The organism is Streptomyces fagopyri (assembly GCF_009498275.1).
Lineage (GTDB): Bacteria > Actinomycetota > Actinomycetes > Streptomycetales > Streptomycetaceae > Streptomyces > Streptomyces fagopyri.
The window spans coordinates 1,551,299-1,570,094 of the sequence record NZ_CP045643.1 but is presented as its reverse complement, the minus strand read 5'-3'; the positions used below and the strand labels follow the sequence as shown (position 1 = coordinate 1,570,094).

Here is an 18,796-nt window from a genome sequence, read left to right as displayed (position 1 = left end):
CCGACCGACCGGCCGAACCGACCAGCCGACCGAACCAGCCGACTCCCGGATTGCTGGTCGGGCCAAGCAGCCAACCGGGCGGTCCATCAGTCCGGCAGTCGGTCGGCCGGGACCGGTGTGGGCGGGACGGCGATCTCGACGGTTCCGGTGGAGACGTCGTAGACGAGCCCGGACACCAGGAAGTCGGGCCTGCGGATCTCCTGCCGGATGAGGTCGGTGTCCACCCGGACCGAACCGTACGGGTCGCTCACCGACTTGGCGGCGAGTTCGCTCTCCGGGATCTCGAAGTACTCGGCGAGGAGTTCGGGAAAGGAGGCCAGGTCGGTCATGCCGCAGTCGGTGTGATGCAGCAGGACGAGGTTCCAGTCGCCGCTCACCTTGCCGTCCGGGTTCGCCGCGCCGACCTTGCCGAGCATGTTCATGGTGCGCAGGGTCGCGGGGGTGATACGGCCGCCCACGTTGCGGATCACCGCCGCTTCGCCCAGTCCGAGTCCGAGAATCCGCGTGGGATCCACCCGGGGGTCGACGCAGCCGACGACCATCATGTTGCCCGTGGGGTTGATGGTGAGACCCGGTCGCGTGCGGAACTCCGCCGCGACGAAGTCCCCGTTGCGCCGGACCAGTTCGTCCGTGTCGGTCATGACAGCTCCTGTCGGCATGTGGCGTGCAAAGAGGGGTGAGCGGTGGCGCCGGCGCCTGCCCGCCCCTGTGATGTCGAGCGGGCGGCCGCGGTCCGGCGTTCCGCCCGGACTACGGCTCGACGACGGTCTCGACGCGGCCGGTCTCCACGTCGTAGACAAGGCCGGAGACCCGTACGCCTTCGAGCCGGGACTCCGCTCGCAGGGCGGCGACGTCGTGGGCGACGGCCGCGCGCGCGTCGCCGACCGCCTGGGCGGGCAGGCCGGCCGCGTCGGTCCCGAAGTAGTCGGCGAGCAGCTCCGGCTGGTCCGCCAGCAGGCCGATCCCGCACTGGGTGTGGTGCAGCACGACGAGCTCCCAGCCGGGGCCGAGGTCCGCCCCGGCGGCCTGGGTCACCTTGCGGAGCATGACCAGCTCCATCAGTGTGCGCGGGGTGACCCGGCCGCCCACGTTGCGGATGGCGGCGATCTCCCCCTGCTCCGCGCCGAGGACGGCCGCGGGGTCCACACGCGGGTCCACACAGCCGATGACGATGGTCTTGAGGGCGGGCATCATCCGCAGGCCCTCGGTGAAGCCGTTCTTCGCGAACTCGGCGTTACGGTCGGTAAGGGTTTCGACGACACCCATGATGCGCACCTGTTCCTAGTCAGTACATTTTCTGGACTCAGTCAGGTGTACTGTAGCAACGTGAGTCCAGAATCGATACCAAGTCCCCGGGAATGTTCGATGAGCGACGCGCTGGAGGTGCTCGGCGACCGTTACTCGCTGCCGGTGCTGCGCGAACTGCTCTACGGTTTCCACCGCTTCTCCGACCTGGCCCGACTCACCGGCGCGCCGCGGACCCTGCTGACCGGCCGGCTGCGCAGGCTGGAGGAGGCCGGAGTCATCGTGCGGCGCCAGTACTCGGAGCGCCCCGTGCGCCACGAGTACCACCTGACGGAAGCGGGCGCGGACCTGATTCCCGTGATCCTCACGCTCAAGGAATGGGGGGAGCGGCACACGGGTCATGCCGAACCCAAGGCCGTTTTCCGGCACACCTGCGGAGCGGTGCTGCATCCGGTGACCACCTGCGGTGAGTGTCATGAGGAGATCCGGCCGGGCGGGTTCGAGGTCGCCGGGGGCACGCATCCTCCGGTGATGCGTGGATAGGCCCCTTGGAGGCTGGGTGGCAGGGGCTCCGGAGTCGAGGGTGTGCGCGGATGTCCCCCTTCGCGTTGCGGTGAATTAGGTTGCCTTACCTAAGTAACTGACTCGGACCTCTTCAGCCTCTTCAGTCACCTTGGAGAACTCGCATGCGTTTCCACAGCGCCCGCGTCACGCGGCCGACCCCCGCCGAACGTGTGCAGTCGATCCTGTACGCGGCCCAGTCCATGACCGTGGTGAGCGACGGGAGCCACACCGAGGTGAACCGTCTCGACGGCGCCGGCGCGTTGGGCCGCCTCCACCTCCACGCTCCGGCGGAAGGCGGTCCCGCCGAGCCCGGCGCGCGCGTCCCGGTCCGGCTCGAGTTCACCGACATCGCGCCCACGGCCGTACGCGACCGGTTGCGTGCCCGTGTCACCCTCACCGGGCTGCTCGCGGCTCCCTACGGCGACGAGTCGTCCCGAAGTGCCTGCATGGAGTTCGGGCAGGCGGTCATCGAGGACGGCGGGGGCCGACGGTTCGTCACGTTGGACGAACTCCAGGCCGTCGGCCCTGACCCGATGGCCACGAGCGAGGCGGGCATGCTGACTCACCTCGTGGACAGCCACGAGGAACTCGTCCCGCTGCTCCTGCGGCTCGTGCGGCCACAGCCGGTGCGGGGCGTGATCCGTGCGGTTCCCCTGGCCGTGGACCGTTACGGCGTGACCCTGCGCCTGGAGTACCCCACCACGCACCGCGACGTCCGGCTGCCGTTCGCCACGCCTGTCGACGACATCGACCAGGCCGGCCCCCGGATCCGTGGCCTCCTGGCCACGGCCCGACGCGCCTCCCACCCCAGCCGCCTCTTCGCCTGACCGGGGGCCGGCGGGGGCCGTTCTCCCGGCAACCCGCCGATCCCCGCCGGGACATGGGCGTCGTAGCCGCCTTGGTAGGGTGCGCCGATGTCAACGATCAGGCAGGTCCAAGTCACCTTCGACTGCGCGGAACCCGAGCGTCTCGCCCGCTTCTGGTGCGAGGTGCTGGGATACGTCGCACCACCGCCGCCGGAGGAATTCGCCACGTGGGACGACTTCAACCGCTCCCAGTCTCCCGAGGACCGAGACTCGTGGTTCGCCTGCAGTGATCCCTCAGGTGTGGGCCCGCGCCTGTACTTTCAGCGCGTGCCCGAGGGCAAGGTCGTCAAGAACCGGGTGCATCTCGACGTGAGGGCCGGCACCGGGCTGGTGGGCGAGGAGCGCCTGGCCACGCTCGAGGCCGAATGCGTACGACTGGTCCAGCTCGGCGCGGCACGTGTGCGGGTACTGCTGGCCGATGGGGACAACGAGTCGTGCATCGTGATGCAGGACATCGAGGGCAACGAGTTCTGTCTCGACTGAGTGTCCCGCGGGACGGCGGGGTCGCCCATCGGGCGATGCCGGACATCCCGGCGTGCGCGCGCCCGTGAGCCACCCCGCCGGTTCCCCGGCACTCATGTCAGTGGTGCCCTCTACGGTTCGGGAAGTGGGACCGGCGGGACAGGCCGTGGGTCCGTCCTGGGGAGGGGTCTGCCATGGCTGCCGGGTCCGCGGTGCCGACGACGTATCTGGAGCTTTCACAGGACAGCGACGGTGCGCACAAGTTCTACGAAGTGGGCGTCGACGGCCCGGTGGTGACCGTGCGGTACGGGCGGATCGGTGGCGCGGGGCAGACCCAGACGACGTCGTTCGCCACGCCGGAGAAGGCGCGGTCCGCCGCCGCGAAGAAGGTCGGGGAGAAGGTCCGCAAGGGTTATGCCCCGGCCGTCGCCGGGCAGCGCGCCCCGCGCGCGGTGACCCGGCGTCAGGTCGCCTCGGCGCCGTCCACCGCACGCGCGGTGGCCCCCGTGCTGTGGCGGTTCCGCACCGGCTCCTCGGCGTTCGGCATTCATGTCGACGACGACCGCTGCTGGGTCGGCAACCAGGCGGGCGACGTCTACACCCTGGACCACGAAGGCGGCGTCCTCGCCCACTTCAGCCTGCCGGACGGCGTGAAGTGCCTGGTGGCCGACGACTTCTGGATCTACGCGGGCTGCGACGACGGCAGCGTCTACGACCTGTCCTCGAAGGTGCCGTTCGCGGCGTACGACGTCGCGGCGGACGTGGACATCTTCTGGCTGGACATCCACGAGGGCGTACTGAACGTCTCGGACCGCGGCGGCCGGCTCACCGTCATCGATCACGAGGACGAGCATCAGTGGGCCCGACGCAGCCAGGGCGAACACGCCTGGATGGTCCGTGCCGACGACCGGGCCGTGTACCACGGTCACCAGCGGGGCGTCACCGCCTACGCACCGGACGGCGGCGGCGAGTTGTGGCACACGACCACACGCGGCGGCGTCCTGTTCGGCTGGCAGGAGCACGACGCCGTGTACGCGGGAACCGCGCACCGTGTGGTCCAGCGGCTGTCGAAGGAGACGGGCACGATCGAGGCCACCTACACCTGCGACAACGCGGTCTACTCGTGCGCGACCTCGCCGGGCGGACGGTTCGTCTTCGCCGGTGACGCGTCGTCGTCCGTCTACTGCTTCGACCGGGACGGGACCCGCCTGTGGAAGCTCGGCACCGGCGGTGGCTCGGCGCTGTCGATGCAGTACCGCGACGAGCGCCTGTACCTGGTGACCACGGACGGCTCGCTGGTCTGCCTGGACGCGAGCGAGGCGGCGGTCGCCGCGGCACAGCGGGGGACGGTGCCGGTGGCGCGGGACGTCAAGCTCGCCGCGGCCCTGCCGGCCCGCGCTCCGGTCACGGCCGTGGACGCGGTGACCACCGTGGCGCGAGCCCCGGGCGGGGCGATCGTCGTCGAGTGTGTACGGACGAACGGCCGGCTGCGCGTACAGGTGGTGTCCGAGGGCTACGACACGTCCTGGAACGTCCAGTTCCCGCGGACCATACGGCAGCCCGGCGCGCGCTACGTCGTGGACGCCCTGCACCCGGCGGCCGGCGGCTTCTACCGTGTCCGCGGCGACATCCGGCGACTGCTGTGACCGGGGCCCGTCGAGCGCCTCGCGCGACCCGGCGTTGTCAGTGGTGACTGGAATCCTGGGACGTATGGACAGGGACGAGGAGTTGCTGCGCGGCCGGGTCTACGGCGCGGACCACGACGATCCCCGGCGGGGTCCACAGCCGGGACATGTCTACGGCGAGCTGGTCGGCGGTCCGCTGGACGGCCTGCTGCTCGACATCACCGGCTGGACACCGGACGAGACCGGCACCGGCGTCGCCCTCGAGACGGAACTGGGGCGGTTCGGTGCCGGCGGCCGGGCGATGTACGACCCGCGCCCGGGCGGCGGGGCCTGCTGGGACTGGTCGGGTGACACCCCCTGACCGCGATCGCGGTCCTCCCCGGGCCGAGAGGTGTCCCCGACCGCGCGGGCACGCCCCCGGGTGAGTAGGACGGGCCGCGGCCGGGGCGGCCCGCGAGCGGGGCGGGCCGCGAGGATCGCCTGTTAGGGTGAAGGGCAGCGAAGGGGAGTAGTCCCGAGAACCGCTGGTCGACACACTGGGCACCCGAGGGAGCCCCGGCCACCGGGCCACCGCACACAGTGCGGGGCGGACGAGACCTTCGGCCAGGCATGACCGGACCCGCATTTCCGTGCGGGTCGCCCCGTCGTGCCGGGCCGAGTGGTTCCTCCCGTCGCCCCGTGGGTGCCGTACGAGCCGTCGGCCCGGCCCCAGCAGAAAGCAAGGGAATGACCTTCGACCCCCTGGCGCTCATCACCGCCTTCGGGCTGATCTTCCTCGCAGAGCTCCCCGACAAGACCATGTTCGCCTCACTGGCCATGGGCACCCGGATGCGGCCCCTGTACGTGTGGTTCGGCACCTCCACCGCCTTCATCGTGCACGTGGCCATCGCCGTCGGCGCAGGCAGCCTGCTCGGCATGCTTCCCGGCATGGCCGTCAAGCTCGTCTCCGCCGCCTTGTTCGCGTTCGGCGCCTTCGTCCTGCTGCGCGGGGGAGACGACGAGGACGAGGACGGCGGCCCGAAGACCGTGACCGGCTTCTGGCCCGTCTACACCACGGCCTTCATGGCCGTCTTCATCAGCGAATGGGGCGACCTCACCCAGATCACCACGGCCAACCTCGCCGCCACCAACGGCTGGCTGCCCACCGCCATCGGCTCGGCCCTGGCCCTGATGTCGGTCTCCGCGCTCGCCCTGCTGGTGGGCCGTTTCATCGCCCAGCGCGTTCCCCTGAAGAACGTCCAGCGCGTCGGCGCCCTGTGCATGGGCGGACTCGCCGTCTGGACCCTGGTCGAAGCCTTCACCGGCTGAGACACCCGCGCCGTCACGGGACACCGGCCGTGGTCCGGTCGGCCGGTCGTCCGTCGCGGTGGTGCGGAAGGGGGTGCCGCCGGAACTCGGTCCGGGCTTCACCACCCGACCGGCCTCGCGACCGGTCCCACCCGGCCGACCGGACCCGGCCGACCGGCCCCGACCGGTCGGCGGCGACCTCACGGAGGCCGGTCGACGCCGACGGCGACCCGGCCCCCACCTCTGACCGGGAAAGGGGCCGGCGGGGAGCGGCGGCGGACGCCGGGACACGCGCGCCGTCGGAGAGCGGCGGAATTCCCTCCGCGCCCGGACGGCCCGTTCCCCGGGACGTCGGTGGGCTCCCGCACCGCCGCCGCCGTACGGGCCCGCGATCCCGGTGGGCGGAACGCGGAGACCCGCCCGGACCTGGCGATACCGTGGTCGTCGGCCGCGAGGAGACCTGACGTCGCGCTTTCGTGCCGGGCACAGGCATACTCGGGGCCCTGCGGGCGCATCGGCGCCCGCTGGCAGCAGGAGGTGGGCGATGGTGTCGTCGTCGGTGTCGGGGGAACCCCGAAAAGTCACGATCCATGACGTCGCCCGGTCCGCCGGGGTGTCCCGGCAGACCGTGTCGAGGGCACTGAACGACAAGGACGAGATCGACGGCTCCACCAAACAGCGCGTCCTCGACGCCGCCCGCGCGCTCGGATACCGGCCGTCCCGGTTCGCCCGCGGTCTGGTCCGCCAGGACACCACCACCATCGGGCTGGTCATACCCGACCTGCTGAACCCCTTCTTCACGGAGGTCGCGGCGGCCGCGCTGGAGGCGGCCCGGGCGCGCGGCTGGCACGTGGTCGTGTACGACACCGCGGACCGGGCCGAAGAGGAACGCGGCACCCTCCAGGTGATCAGCTCGCAGGTGGACGCGGTCGTCGGATACTTCAGCTGCCCCGAGGACGAACTCCAGCTGTTCACCCGTGGCATGCCGGTCGTGCTCATCGGCCGTGAACACCACACCGCGCGGTTCAGCTCGATCCGGATCGACGGTGAGGAGGGCGTCCACGCGGCGGTCGCGCACCTGGTGGCCGCGGGGCACACGCGGATCGGCATGCTCGACCACCACGGTCGCGTCGACCCCAGCATCCGGCGCGAATGGTTCACGACCGCCGCGGTGTCGCACGGGATCGACGCCGACGTGGTGGTCGGCGCGGACCAGTCGGCCGACGGCGGCGGAGCGGCGCTCAGGGCCCTGCTCTACGCCCATCCCGACGTCACCGCGGTCTTCACCTTCAACGACATCATCGCGATCGGCGTCCTGCGCGAGGCGCGTCGGCTCGGCAGGAGCGTCCCGCAGGATCTGGCCGTGATCGGCTTCGACGGCCTGCAGTTGGGCGCGCTCGTCGAGCCCCCGCTCGCCAGCGTCGCCCTGGACACGCGCAAGCTCGGCGCACTCGCCATCGAGCAGGTCGCACGGCTGCTGACCGGCGCGGACCCGCTCGCGGAGGACGATCTCGTCGTCCGTGCCGAGCTGCGGCTGGCCGGGTCCGCGTAACCTGCCGGACTCGTGCACGACTCGAAAGTCTTGACACTCGAACGCGCCGGAGCGCACACTTCCGATCACTTCACCACGTTCCCGTGAGCGCTCCCGTGAACGTTCACGGGAACGCTCACGGGAAGTGCTCCAAGGTTGCTGAGTTCCACCACGGCGCCCGGCGTCCGAGCCGAGACACCGTGATGTCCCGCCATTCCAACCAGAAGGCTTCACGCCTGAGGTGTCAACGTCGACCCGCCTAGCGCCGTCGCTAGTCGTTCTCTGGAACGGAAGATATGAGCAACACAGTCACGCGTATCAGCCTCGCCGCCGTCGCTGCGGCAGCCAGCGTCGCCGTACTCGCCGGGTGCTCGTCGCCCGCTCCGTCGAGTGACGCGTCCGCGTCCTCCTGCGAGCCGGCGAAGGGCAAGGTCACCCTCCAGTACTGGAACACCGTTCCGGGCATGGACAAGGTCGTCGCCCTGTGGAACAAGAAGAACCCTGACATCCAGGTTCAGATGAAGAACATCTCCAACGACCAGTACGGCACCATCGGCAACGCCCTCAAGGCGGGCAAGGCGCCGGAGCTCGCCCAGGTCGGTTACGACGAACTGCCCTTCCTGCGCACCCAGAACGCCTTCGTGGACGCCTCGGCCTGTTCGGCGGCCACCGCGGCCAAGTCGAAGTTCGTGCCGTGGACCTGGTCCCAGTCCAGCTTCGGCGGAACCGGCGTCTTCGCCTTCCCGCAGGACACCGGCCCGATGGCGCTCTACGTGCGCAGCGACATCTTCAAGAAGCACGGTCTGGACATCCCCAAGACCTGGGACGACTACGCGGCGGACGCGCGGAAGCTGCACAAGGACGACCCCGGACTCAGCATCACGTTCTTCGACCCGAACAACGCCGAGGCGTTCAACGGGCTGCTCTGGCAGAACAGCGCCGAGATGTACAAGTACTCCGGCGACAAGTGGCACGTCTCGGTCGCGTCCGACCAGAGCAAGCAGGTCGCCGACTACTGGCAGAAGATGATCGACGCCAAGCTCGTGCGCACCGACCTGGCCCACGGTTCGACCCAGATGTACACCGCGTACCAGAAGAACCAGATCGCCAGCTACGTCGGCGCCGCCTGGGGCTACAGCATGTTCCGCGACAACCTGCCCGACCAGGCCGGCAAGTGGTCCATCGTCCCGATGCCGACCTGGGGTTCGAGCGCCGCGTCCGGTGACTGGGGCGGTTCCACCGTCGCGTTCATGAAGGGCAACAAGCACCTGTACGAGTCGGTCAAGTTCAACTCCTGGCTGAACACCGACCCGGAGGCGCTCGCGCTGGAGAACAAGCTGGGCGGCCTCTACCCGGCGGCGACCGCCGGTTCGGAGCTTCCCGCGCTCTCGCAGGGTGTTCCGTACTACAACAACGAGAAGATCTTCGACGTCTTCGCGGACTCGTCCAAGAACATCGACACCAACTTCTCCTGGGGCCCCACCCAGAAGACGGTGAACCTGTCGCTTCAGGACGCGATGGCCAAGGCGACGGCGGGCAGCGGCACGCTCAGTGACGCGCTCTCGGCGGCCCAGGCGACCGCGCTGAAGTCGATGAAGGACCAGGCGATCCCGGCGACCGCGGGCAAGTGACCACGGCATGACTGACATCGCACCGCGCGCGACCCGCGTCGTGACGTCCACGGGGGGCCGCCGCCGTCACCGCGGCGGCGGCCCCCGGGCCGGCACCATCGTCGCGTTCGTGACCCCGTTCTTCCTCCCGTTCGTCCTCTTCTACCTGGTCCCCGTCGGCTACGCGATCTGGCAGAGCTTCCTCGTCGTGCGCCGTACCGGAGGCCAGTACGGCACGTCGTACACGACCTTCGGAGGCTTCGAGCAGTACACGAAGGTGTTCCAGAACGACGAGTTCTGGTCCAGCATCGGACGCATCGGACTGTTCGGGGTCGTCCAGGTCCCGGTCATGCTGTTCGTCGCGCTGGTCATGGCGCTGCTGCTCGACACCCCGTTGCTGAAGCTCAAGGCGTTCTTCCGCATCACGGCGTTCATGCCGTACGCCGTGCCCGGTGTCATCGCGGCGATCATGTGGTCCTACCTGTACTCGCCGCAGATCAGCCCCCTGGTCGACGGGCTGAAGAGCGTCGGGCTCCACCCCGACTTCCTCGGTCCTGGCGCCGTGCTGTGGTCGGCGGCGAACGTCTCCACCTGGCTGTGGACCGGCTACAACATGCTGATCATGTTCTCGGCGCTGCAGTCGATCCCGCAGGAGCTGTACGAAGCCGCCAAGCTCGACGGCGCGAGCAACTGGACGATCGCGTGGCAGATCAAGGTCCCGATCATCGCCCCTTCGATCATCCTCACCACGGTGTTCTCGATCATCGGCACCCTGCAGCTCTACGCGGAGCCGGCCGTGCTGCGGCAGATCTCCTCGAACATCTCCAGCACGTACACACCGAACATGCTCGCGTATGCGGTGGCCTCCGGAAACAACTACCAGCAGGCAGCAGCGATCTCCGTGGTCATCGCCGTCATCACCTTCGTCCTGAGCTTCGGTTTCATGCGACTGACCTCGAAGAAGGCCGGACTGTGAGCAACCAGAACCTGATCCGCGAAAGCCGCGCCAGCCGCACCGCCGTCATGGCGCTGATGCTCCTCCTGGCGATCTACTTCCTGCTGCCGGTCTACTTCCTCATCGTCGCGGCGACGAAGCCGCAGAGCGACCTCGCCTCCACCAACGGTCTCGCGTTCTCGCACTTCGACCTGTTCAGCAACCTGAGCACGCTGTTCAGCCGCAGCGACGGCATCTTCCTGAAGTGGGCGCTGAACAGCGTGATCTACGCGGTGCTGGGGGCCGCCGTCGGAACCCTGATCTCCGCGCTGTGCGGCTACGCGCTCGCCAAGTTCACGTTCCGGGGCCGCGAGTTCCTGTTCTCCGTCATCCTCGGCGGCGTCCTCGTACCCACCACCGCGCTCGCGCTCCCGCTCTTCCTGCTGTTCTCCGCGACCGGGATCGTCAACACGTACTTCGCGGTCTTCCTGCCCAGCATCGTCAGCCCGTTCGGCGTCTACCTCGCCCGCATCTTCGCCTCCGCCGCCGTACCCGAGGAGATCCTCGAATCGGCGCGGCTGGACGGGGCCGGTGAGTTCCGCACCTTCTTCTCGGTGGCGATCAGGCTGATGGCGCCCTCGCTGGTGACCATCTTCCTGTTCCAGTTCGTCGCGATCTGGAACAACTTCTTCCTCCCGATGGTGATGCTGCAGAAGGAGTCGCTCTTCCCGATCACACTCGGCCTCTTCGAGTGGAACGGCCAGACCGCCCGCGCCCCTCTCCTGCAGGAATCCGTGATCACCGGCTCACTGGTCTCGATCGTGCCCGTGATCATCCTCTTCCTCCTCCTCCAGCGGTTCTGGCGCACCGGACTCGCCTCCGGCGCCCTCAAGTAACCGCACCCCCCACTCGACTCCCCCCTCCGCGTCACCCGCAAAGAGAAGGTCGCTCGCGCTATGCAGAACTCCGCCGACTCTGCCGTTTTCGTGCCCCATTTCCACTGGGACCGGGAATGGTACGAGCCTTTCCAGGTGTTCCGGCACCGTCTCGTCACCGCGGTCGACACCGTGCTGGAGACGGCCGAGGCGAACCCGGACTTCCGGTTCACCGTCGACGGCCAGATGGCCGCGATCGAGGACTACCTGGAGATGCGCCCGGAGAACCGCGACCGTGTCGTGGCCCTGGTCACGAACGGGCAGCTCGCCATCGGACCGTGGCTCATCCTGCTCGACGAGTTCCTCTGCTCCGGCGAGACCATCGTGCGCAACCTGCAGATGGGCTGGGCGGCCGCGGCGGACCTCGGCGGCTCGATGCCCATCGGCTATCTGCCCGACATGTTCGGCCACGTCGCGCAGATGCCGCAGATCCTGGCCCGCGCCGGGATCGAGCACGCGGCGCTGTGGCGCGGTGTCCCCGGCTCCGTCGACGGCCACGCCTTCCGCTGGCGCGCGCCCGACGGCTCCGAGGTACGCACCGAGTTCCTCTTCGACGGCTACGACAACGGCCTCGACGTCCTCCTGGTGCCCGACCAGATCGGGCGCGCCCTCGGCGAGTACGCGGAGATGACGGCCGGGCGATGGGGCAACGACCCGCTGCTCGCGATGGCCGGCACCGACCACAACGCGCCCGACCCGCAGCTCGCGGCCTGGCTGCGGCGCGCGTCGAGCGACGAGCGCGCCATCACCATCGCGACGCTCGACGAGTACATCCGCGAGCACGTACGCGACGAGGTCTCCGCCGTCGTCACCGGCGAGCTGCGCAGCCACGTGCGCGGCAACATCCTCCCCGGCGTGCTCTCCGTGCGGCTCGCGCTCAAGCAGCGGATGGCCGTCGCCGAACGCACCGTCGACCACGCCGAGCGGATGAACGCCCTCTGGTCCCGGCGCGACGACTCGCCCTTCCTGGCACTCGCCTGGCACAAGATCATCGAGTCGTCCGCCCACGACTCGGTCGTCGGCTCCGGCACCGACGAGACCTCCGACCAGGTCGAGGCACGTCTCGCCGAGGCCGCGCAGACCGCCCGGGCGGTCCGGGACGCCGCCCTCGCCGAGCCCGCCGCCCGGGTGCCGAGCGACGGCTACCTGGTCGCCAACCCGCTGCCCTTCCCCCGTACGGCCCTGGCCGAAGTGGATGTCGTCGCCCCGCCCGAGGGAACCGTTCTCGTCGCGACCGCCGACGACGGCTCCGCCCACCCCGTGCAGCTCGTCTCCCAGGCCCCGACCGTGCTCGCCGACGAGCGCATGGGCGCCTCGCAGCTCGAACGCGTGCTGCGCCGCATCCACCGTCGCGAGCTCTTCGGCCGTCTCATCGACCACTACGAACTCACGCCGGGGTCGCTGGTCTTCCACCTCGCCGAAGTACCGAGCAGCGGACCGTTCGACCTGCTGATCCTGCGCCGCGAGGTCGCCGCCGCGGCCGCCGCGCATCCGGGGGAGTGGCGGGTGCTGACGCTGGAGGAGGCCCGCGCGACCGCTCTGGTGCCCGTGGACGTCCCCGCCTCCGGGCTCACGAGTTTCCGGGTCGCGCCGAGCGACAGCGCCGCCGCGCGCCCGGTGGCGTTCACACCCGCGACGGCGACCACCCGCACGCTGGCCAACGGACTGGTCGAGGTCACCGTCGCCGCCGACGGCACCCTGGACGTGACCGGCGCCGACGGCACCGTGCTGTACGGAGTCGGCCGCCTCGTCGACGGCGGTGACCGCGGCGACAGCTACAACTACGCCCCTCCGGCACGGGACGTCCTCGTGTCGGAGCCGTCCGAGGTCACCACCGAACTCCTGGAGGACGGCCCACTGCGCTCCCGGATCCGGGTCACCCGGGTCTACGAGTGGCCCGCGGCGCTCTCCTCCGAGCGGGACGTACGCGACACCCGCACCGTGCCGACCCCCGTGGAGACGCTCGTGGAGGTGCGCGCGGGAGAGCCGTTCGTGCGCGTCTCGACGTCGTTCCTGAACCAGTCCGCCGACCACCGGCTGCGCTTCCATGTGCCGCTGCCCGAGCGGGCGGCCCGGTCCGCGTCCGCCGGACAGTTCGCCGTCACCGAGCGCGGGCTCACCGCCGAGGGCGGCTGGGGCGAGTACCCGATCCCGACGTTCCCCGCGAGCGGGTTCGTGTCGGCCGGCGCCGCCAACGTCCTGCTCGACCACGCCACCGAGTACGAACTCGTGGGCGACGGCTCCGAACTCGCCATCACGCTGCTGCGCGCGATCGGCTCGATCAGCGTCAACATCCATCCCCTGCGCGACGAACCCGCGGCGAGCGAGATCCCCGCACCGGGCGCGCAGGATCTCGGTGTGCGCGTCGAGAACCGATTCGCCGTCGTGCCTTCGGCGACCGGATGGCAGGGCGCGAACGCGGTCGCCCTCGCCGAGGACTTCCGCAACGACGTGCTGGTCACCCGCGGAACCGCACCCGCGAACGGCCAACTCCCGCCCGCCGCCAACGGTGTTCGGGTCGAGGGCGCGGACGTCCTCGTGTCGGGCGTCCGCCGTGTCACCGACGCCGACCGCGGCGCCGGCACGGAGGTGCGGCTGGTGGCCATGAACGACACGGGGACGGCCGTCCGCGTGACCGGCGCGTTCACCGAAGCCACCACGGTCGACCTGCTGGGCCGTCCACTGTCCACCACGCAGGCCGCGGACGGACTCGAACTCGCCCTCGGCCCGTGGGAGATCCGCACGGTCGTGGTCCGGTAGCGCGCGGAGCCCGCGTGCGAAGAGGGCGGCCGAGCCCCTATCGGCCGAGCCGGCCCACGCAGCCGGCGTTCGGATCCCCATCTGTCAGCAAGAAAGAGTTGTGACCTCGTGCCCTCCCAGAACTCCGCATACGTTTCGGACACCGCCCCCGGGCGTGGCGCGCTGCGTGCGGCGCGCTCGTGGCTGCACTCCGACGCCCCCAGCCGCTCGCTGGACGGGCACTGGCGGTTCCGGCTGTCGCCGACGGTGCCGGCGGCGGCGGACTTCGCGGCCGAAGGCTTCGACGACGGCGACTGGGACAGCATCCCGGTCCCGTCCCACTGGGTGCTCCAGGGCGACGGAGCCTACGGCCGGCCGATCTACACGAACGTGCAGTACCCGTTCCCGATCGACCCGCCCCACGTCCCGGACGAGAACCCCACGGGTGACTACCGCCGCCACTTCGACATGCCCGCCGACTGGTCGGGCGCCGAGCGCGTCGTGCTGCGCTTCGACGGCGTGGAGTCGCTCTTCCGGCTGTGGGTCAACGGCGAGGAGATAGGCGGCGCGAGCGGCAGCCGGCTCGCCCACGAATTCGACGTCACGTCGGCCGTGCGCCCGGGCGACAACGTCGTCGCCGTGCGTGTGCACCAGTGGTCCGCGGCCAGCTATCTCGAGGACCAGGACCAGTGGTGGCTGCCGGGCATCTTCCGCGACGTCACCTTGATCGCACGGCCGGCCGGCGGCATCGAGGACGTCTGGCTGCGGGCCGGGTACGAGGACGGGCAGGGCCGGATCGAGGCGGAGATCACCGCCGACGCGGCGGCGTTCCCGGTCACCCTCCGCGTCCCCGAACTCGGCGTCGAGCGCGTCTGGGCCGCGCCGGACGACGTGGTCCCGTTCGACGTCGGCGCGGTGGACCCCTGGTCGGCCGAGCGGCCCCGCCTGTACGACGTCACCGTGTCGAGCGCCGCGGAGAGCATCGCCCTGCGGGTGGGGTTCCGGACCGTCGAGATCCGCGGCGACCGGTTCCTGGTCAACGGCCGGCGCGTGGTCTTCCACGGGATGAACCGCCACGAGACCCACCCCGAGCGCGGCCGGGTCTTCGACGAGGAGCACGCCCGCGAGGACCTGGCCCGTATGAAGCGGTTCAACGTGAACGCGATCCGCACGAGCCACTACCCCCCGCATCCCCGGCTGCTCGACCTCGCCGACGAACTCGGCTTCTGGGTCGTCCTCGAATGCGACCTGGAGACGCACGGCTTCGACAAGGTCGGCTGGACCGGCAATCCGAGCGACGACCCGGCATGGCGCGAGGCCTACCTCGACCGTATGCGGCGCACCCTCGAACGGGACAAGAACCACCCCAGCGTCGTGATGTGGTCCCTCGGCAACGAAGCGGGCACCGGCGGCAACCTCGCCGCGATGGCGGCATGGGTGCACGCCCGTGACACCGGGCGACCCGTGCACTACGAGGGCGACCACACCGGCGAGTACACCGACGTCTACTCGCGGATGTACGCGTCGGTACCGGAGACCGAGCGGATCGGAAGCGACGGGTCACGTTCGCCGCTGATGAACTGCACTCCCGCGCAGAGCGCCCGGCAGCGCACCAAGCCGTTCCTGCTCTGCGAGTACGCCCACGCGATGGGCAACGGGCCCGGAGCGCTCGACCAGTACGAGGCACTGGTGCACGAGTACCCCCGGTTGCACGGCGGCTTCGTCTGGGAATGGCGCGACCACGGCATCCTGACGACCACGCCGGACGGGACGCCCTACTACGCGTACGGCGGCGACTTCGGTGAAACCGTGCACGACGGCAACTTCGTGATGGACGGCATGCTGCTCAGCGACGACGTCCCGACCCCGAGCCTGCACGAGTACAAGGCGGTCGCGCAGCCGGTCCGCCTCACCTTCGACAGCGGAGCCGGCGAGGTCGCCGTCACCAGCCTGCGGCACTCGGCCGACACGTCCGACCTGCGCTTTCGCTGGCGTGTCGAGCACGACGGGAGACTGGTGGACTCCGGGGACCTGGAGGTCCCGGTCGTCGCGGCGGGAGAGTCGGGACGTGTGCCGCTTCCACCGGTCGCGGTGGCGCACGACGCGGAGACATGGTTGACCGTCGACGCCGTCCTGGCGGCCGACACCGCCTGGGCGAGCGCCGGGCATGTGATCGCCACCGCCCAGCAGGACCGTTCGGCCCGTCGTCCCTCGCCGGGCGTCCGGTCCCGTACCGACTGGCGGGACACCGACGGAACACTGACCCTGGGCATCGCCGAATTCGTCGAGGGTTCCCTCGTACGGCTCGCCGGCCGGCCTGTGACCGGCCCGCGCCTGGAACTGTTCCGTGCCCCGACCGACAACGACGAGTCCGCGTCCGAAGAGGTCGAGGAGAGCGACGCCGCCGTCGCCGGAGTCTCCCAGGCCACCCTCTGGCGTGAGGACGGCCTCGACCGGCTGACCGTGCGGCGGATGTCCGTGGAGCGCACCGCCGACGCCCTGCGCACGCTCTCCAAGGTGTCCGCGGCGAACTCCGGATCGTGGGTGACGGTGGAGACCGTCTGGTCGATCGAGGGCGGCGAACTCGAACTGCGGGTGGAGATCGAGCCCTCGCGCGGCTGGCGGACGGTGTGGCCACGGATCGGGATCCGCTTCGACCTGCCCGACGGCACGGCCCCCGTCGACGCCGCCGAGTGGTTCGGCCTCGGACCGCTGGAGTCCTACCCCGACAGTCTGCGCGCGGCACGCACCGGGCGGTTCTCCTCCACCCTCCGCGACCTCTCCGTCGACTACGCGCGCCCCCAGGAGACCGGACACCGCTCCCAGGTGCGACAACTGACGCTGACGAGCGCCGGTGCCGAGGTGCTGCGCCTCTCGGCCGTGCCGGACACGCGCGGGCGCCGCCCCGGGTTCACCCTCGGCCGCCACACTCCGCAGCAGATCGCGCGAGCCGCACACCCCTTCGAACTGCCGGACTCGACGACGAGTCACCTGATCGTCGACGCGGCCCAGCACGGACTCGGCTCGCGCGCGTGCGGACCGGACGTGTGGCCCGAGTTCGCGCTGCGCCCCGAATCCCGCACGATCAGGCTGCGCCTCTCGGCGGGCTGACCAGGGGCGCCGGGCGAGCGCGGGGTGCGGAGCGGGGGCATCGCCGTCCTCTGCGGCTGCCGTGCCGTGCGCTGCCGTGCCGTGCGCTGCCGCGCCGTGCGCTGCCGCGCTCCGGCGGCAGCGGAAGGGCTGGCCGGGGTGGAGGCGAGCGTGTCCCACCGCCGGCCGCTCCGGCGTCGGTGTCGCTGTCGGCATCGGCATCGGCATCGGCATCGGCATCGGCGGTACGGTGGCCAGACCTCCGGTCGTGCCTGGTGAACCCGGGGTGAAGGGAAGGCGTACAACCCTTCACGCCCCGTGCGGGTCAAGGTGGTTGCCGAGCGCGCGCGAAGCGCGGCCCACCGCTGTCCAGCCCAAGGGGTTCACCTTGTCCTCTCGAAGATTCCAACGGTCCGCCGCGGCCGTGGCCGCCGCCGTCGTCGTCGCCGTGACCGGGGCGACCCCCGCGCTGTCCTACGGCGCAGAAGCCCCCGCGGGTGCCTCCGCCGCCGGTGCCGCGGGCTCCGTACGGGCCGACTTCGACGGTGACGGATACACCGATTTCGCGATCGGTGCCCCGGGCGGCACCGTGAACGGCAAGTCCGGAGCCGGGTACTTCTCCGTCGTCTACGGCATGGCCGACGGCCCCAGAGGCGTCAAGCGCCAGGTGATCAGCCAGGACCGCTACGGGATACCCGGCACGTCCGAGACGGGTGACCACTTCGGCGGCGACCTCACGGCGGCCGACCTGGACGGCGACGGCTTCACCGATCTCGTCGTCGGAGCCCCGGGCGAGGACATCGGCAGCGTGCGGGACGCCGGGCGGCACACCGTCCTGTGGGGAAGCGTGGGCGGGCTCATCGACGCCTCCGTCATCGGCGAGGGGCGGTCGGAGACCCGGGCCGGTGACTTCGACGGGGACGGACACCTCGATCTGGCGACGGCCGACCGAATGCGCTACGGGCCGTTCAGCCGGACCGGCGCGGCCGCTCGCAGCGGTCCGCTCGTCGACCTGGACGTCCGGCTCTACGCGATGGAAGCGGGCGACGTGGACGGCGACGGCAGGACGGACCTCGTCGTCAGCAGCGGTTCGTGGGACTCGGACGGCGGGACGGTTCCGCCGCCGCATCTGCAACTGTTCAGGGGCACCGCGAAGGGGCTGGTGGCGGGACCGTTCATCGCCCACCCCGACACCGTCTCCGCGGACAGCGTCGCTCTCGGCGACGTCAACGGCGACGGCCGCCAGGATGTCGTCTTCGGCCGCAGCACGGCGGCGGGCGGCGGCCTCGTGGGTGTGGTGCGGGGCACGGCGAGCGGACTCGCGTCGCGGGCCACGCTGATCGGCCAGAACACCGCCGGCGTCCCCGGGACGGGGGAGAGCGGCGACGGTTTCGGCAGCGGTGTCTCAGTGGGCGACGTCAACGGTGACGGGTTCGCGGACGTCGTCGCGGGCATCCCCGGCGAAGACCTCGCGGGCCGGACCGACGGGGGCACCTTCGCCGTCCTCAAGGGGAGCGCGGCGGGACTCACCGGGGCCGGCGCCCAGGTCTTCAGCCAGAACACGGCCGGGGTGCCCGGTACCGTCGAGAACGGCGACCGGTTCGGCAGCCGCACCACCGTCGTCGGCCGGTACGTCGCCGTCTCGGCGCCGCGGGAGAACAGCGGGTCCGGAGCGGTGTGGGTCTTCCCCACCGACACGTCGGGCGTCACCGCGACGGGCTCGGTGAGTTTCGGTCCGGGCACACTCGCCGCCCCGGTGCCCGGCGCGCTCCTCGGCTCGGCCTTCCACCACTGACGGACGCGACGAGACCTCCGGCAGTCACCCGCAACCGGCAGGAGCCTGTCCCGGGAGAAGATCCCCCCTCCCGGGAAGGGGGAGTTCCCTCGGCCCGGGACGAGGGAACGGCG

Annotated in this window: 15 protein-coding genes; 13 read left to right on the top strand and 2 right to left on the bottom strand. The window is 70.7% G+C overall.

The window, feature by feature from the left end; genetic code table 11:
* Nucleotides 1-86: 86 nt before the first annotated feature.
* Entirely contained in the window at nt 87-641 is a 555-nt protein-coding gene (locus GFH48_RS06700; RefSeq protein ID WP_153287372.1) for a carbonic anhydrase, read from the bottom strand.
* A 109-nt stretch (nt 642-750) separates the two neighbouring features.
* Entirely contained in the window at nt 751-1,266 is a 516-nt protein-coding gene (locus GFH48_RS06695) for a carbonic anhydrase (protein ID WP_153287371.1), read from the bottom strand.
* A gap of 99 nt (nt 1,267-1,365) precedes the next feature.
* Between GFH48_RS06695 and GFH48_RS06690 the strand changes: the two genes are divergently transcribed.
* The 13 genes from GFH48_RS06690 (at nt 1,366) to GFH48_RS06630 (ending at nt 18,683) form a co-directional block, all read left to right on the top strand.
* Nucleotides 1,366-1,788, top strand: a complete 423-nt coding sequence (locus GFH48_RS06690) for a winged helix-turn-helix transcriptional regulator (protein WP_153287370.1) — start codon at nt 1,366-1,368, stop codon at nt 1,786-1,788.
* 143 nt (nt 1,789-1,931) lie between these two features.
* On the top strand, nt 1,932-2,636 hold the full coding sequence (locus GFH48_RS06685; protein WP_153287369.1) for a DUF2470 domain-containing protein: 705 nt from the start codon (nt 1,932-1,934) through the stop codon (nt 2,634-2,636).
* 87 nt (nt 2,637-2,723) lie between these two features.
* On the top strand, nt 2,724-3,158 hold the full coding sequence (locus tag GFH48_RS06680; protein WP_153287368.1) for a VOC family protein: 435 nt from the start codon (nt 2,724-2,726) through the stop codon (nt 3,156-3,158).
* Between the two features lie 173 nt (nt 3,159-3,331).
* Entirely contained in the window at nt 3,332-4,783 is a 1,452-nt protein-coding gene (locus tag GFH48_RS06675; RefSeq protein WP_153287367.1) for a WGR domain-containing protein, read from the top strand.
* Between the two features lie 64 nt (nt 4,784-4,847).
* Nucleotides 4,848-5,123 (top strand): hypothetical protein, encoded by a 276-nt coding sequence (locus GFH48_RS06670; protein ID WP_153287366.1) that lies wholly within the window; start codon nt 4,848-4,850, stop codon nt 5,121-5,123.
* Nucleotides 5,124-5,488: 365 nt separating this feature from the next.
* Nucleotides 5,489-6,070 carry a TMEM165/GDT1 family protein gene (locus GFH48_RS06665; RefSeq protein WP_153287365.1) on the top strand — a complete coding sequence of 194 codons (582 nt, stop codon included), beginning with the start codon at nt 5,489-5,491 and terminating at the stop codon, nt 6,068-6,070.
* 523 nt (nt 6,071-6,593) lie between these two features.
* On the top strand, nt 6,594-7,601 hold the full coding sequence (locus GFH48_RS06660; protein WP_153287364.1) for a LacI family DNA-binding transcriptional regulator: 1,008 nt from the start codon (nt 6,594-6,596) through the stop codon (nt 7,599-7,601).
* Between the two features lie 275 nt (nt 7,602-7,876).
* Complete coding sequence (locus GFH48_RS06655) at nt 7,877-9,211, top strand: ABC transporter substrate-binding protein (protein ID WP_153287363.1); 1,335 nt, start codon at nt 7,877-7,879, stop codon at nt 9,209-9,211.
* Between the two features lie 7 nt (nt 9,212-9,218).
* Nucleotides 9,219-10,166, top strand: a complete 948-nt coding sequence (locus GFH48_RS06650) for a carbohydrate ABC transporter permease (protein WP_153287362.1) — start codon at nt 9,219-9,221, stop codon at nt 10,164-10,166.
* Between the two features lie 47 nt (nt 10,167-10,213).
* Entirely contained in the window at nt 10,214-11,020 is an 807-nt protein-coding gene (locus GFH48_RS06645) for a carbohydrate ABC transporter permease (RefSeq protein ID WP_194280830.1), read from the top strand.
* Nucleotides 11,021-11,080: 60 nt separating this feature from the next.
* On the top strand, nt 11,081-13,819 hold the full coding sequence (locus GFH48_RS06640; RefSeq protein ID WP_153287360.1) for a glycoside hydrolase family 38 N-terminal domain-containing protein: 2,739 nt from the start codon (nt 11,081-11,083) through the stop codon (nt 13,817-13,819).
* Nucleotides 13,820-13,927: 108 nt separating this feature from the next.
* Nucleotides 13,928-16,909: a glycoside hydrolase family 2 TIM barrel-domain containing protein gene (locus GFH48_RS06635; protein WP_153287359.1), complete on the top strand. Its 2,982-nt coding sequence runs from the start codon at nt 13,928-13,930 to the stop codon at nt 16,907-16,909.
* A gap of 367 nt (nt 16,910-17,276) precedes the next feature.
* Nucleotides 17,277-18,683: an FG-GAP-like repeat-containing protein gene (locus GFH48_RS06630; protein ID WP_153287358.1), complete on the top strand. Its 1,407-nt coding sequence runs from the start codon at nt 17,277-17,279 to the stop codon at nt 18,681-18,683.
* The last annotated feature ends 113 nt before the right edge of the window (nt 18,684-18,796 follow it).

Bases quoted from the DNA above. Each gene is read 5' to 3' on its own strand.
- GFH48_RS06700 (WP_153287372.1), bottom strand. From the start codon at position 641: ATGACCGACACGGACGAACTGGTCCGGCGCAACGGGGACTTCGTCGCG.
- GFH48_RS06695 (WP_153287371.1), bottom strand. From the start codon at position 1,266: ATGGGTGTCGTCGAAACCCTTACCGACCGTAACGCCGAGTTCGCGAAG.
- GFH48_RS06690 (WP_153287370.1), top strand. From the start codon at position 1,366: ATGAGCGACGCGCTGGAGGTGCTCGGCGACCGTTACTCGCTGCCGGTG.
- GFH48_RS06685 (WP_153287369.1), top strand. From the start codon at position 1,932: ATGCGTTTCCACAGCGCCCGCGTCACGCGGCCGACCCCCGCCGAACGT.
- GFH48_RS06680 (WP_153287368.1), top strand. From the start codon at position 2,724: ATGTCAACGATCAGGCAGGTCCAAGTCACCTTCGACTGCGCGGAACCC.
- GFH48_RS06675 (WP_153287367.1), top strand. From the start codon at position 3,332: ATGGCTGCCGGGTCCGCGGTGCCGACGACGTATCTGGAGCTTTCACAG.
- GFH48_RS06670 (WP_153287366.1), top strand. From the start codon at position 4,848: ATGGACAGGGACGAGGAGTTGCTGCGCGGCCGGGTCTACGGCGCGGAC.
- GFH48_RS06665 (WP_153287365.1), top strand. From the start codon at position 5,489: ATGACCTTCGACCCCCTGGCGCTCATCACCGCCTTCGGGCTGATCTTC.
- GFH48_RS06660 (WP_153287364.1), top strand. From the start codon at position 6,594: ATGGTGTCGTCGTCGGTGTCGGGGGAACCCCGAAAAGTCACGATCCAT.
- GFH48_RS06655 (WP_153287363.1), top strand. From the start codon at position 7,877: ATGAGCAACACAGTCACGCGTATCAGCCTCGCCGCCGTCGCTGCGGCA.
- GFH48_RS06650 (WP_153287362.1), top strand. From the start codon at position 9,219: ATGACTGACATCGCACCGCGCGCGACCCGCGTCGTGACGTCCACGGGG.
- GFH48_RS06645 (WP_194280830.1), top strand. From the start codon at position 10,214: ATGGCGCTGATGCTCCTCCTGGCGATCTACTTCCTGCTGCCGGTCTAC.
- GFH48_RS06640 (WP_153287360.1), top strand. From the start codon at position 11,081: ATGCAGAACTCCGCCGACTCTGCCGTTTTCGTGCCCCATTTCCACTGG.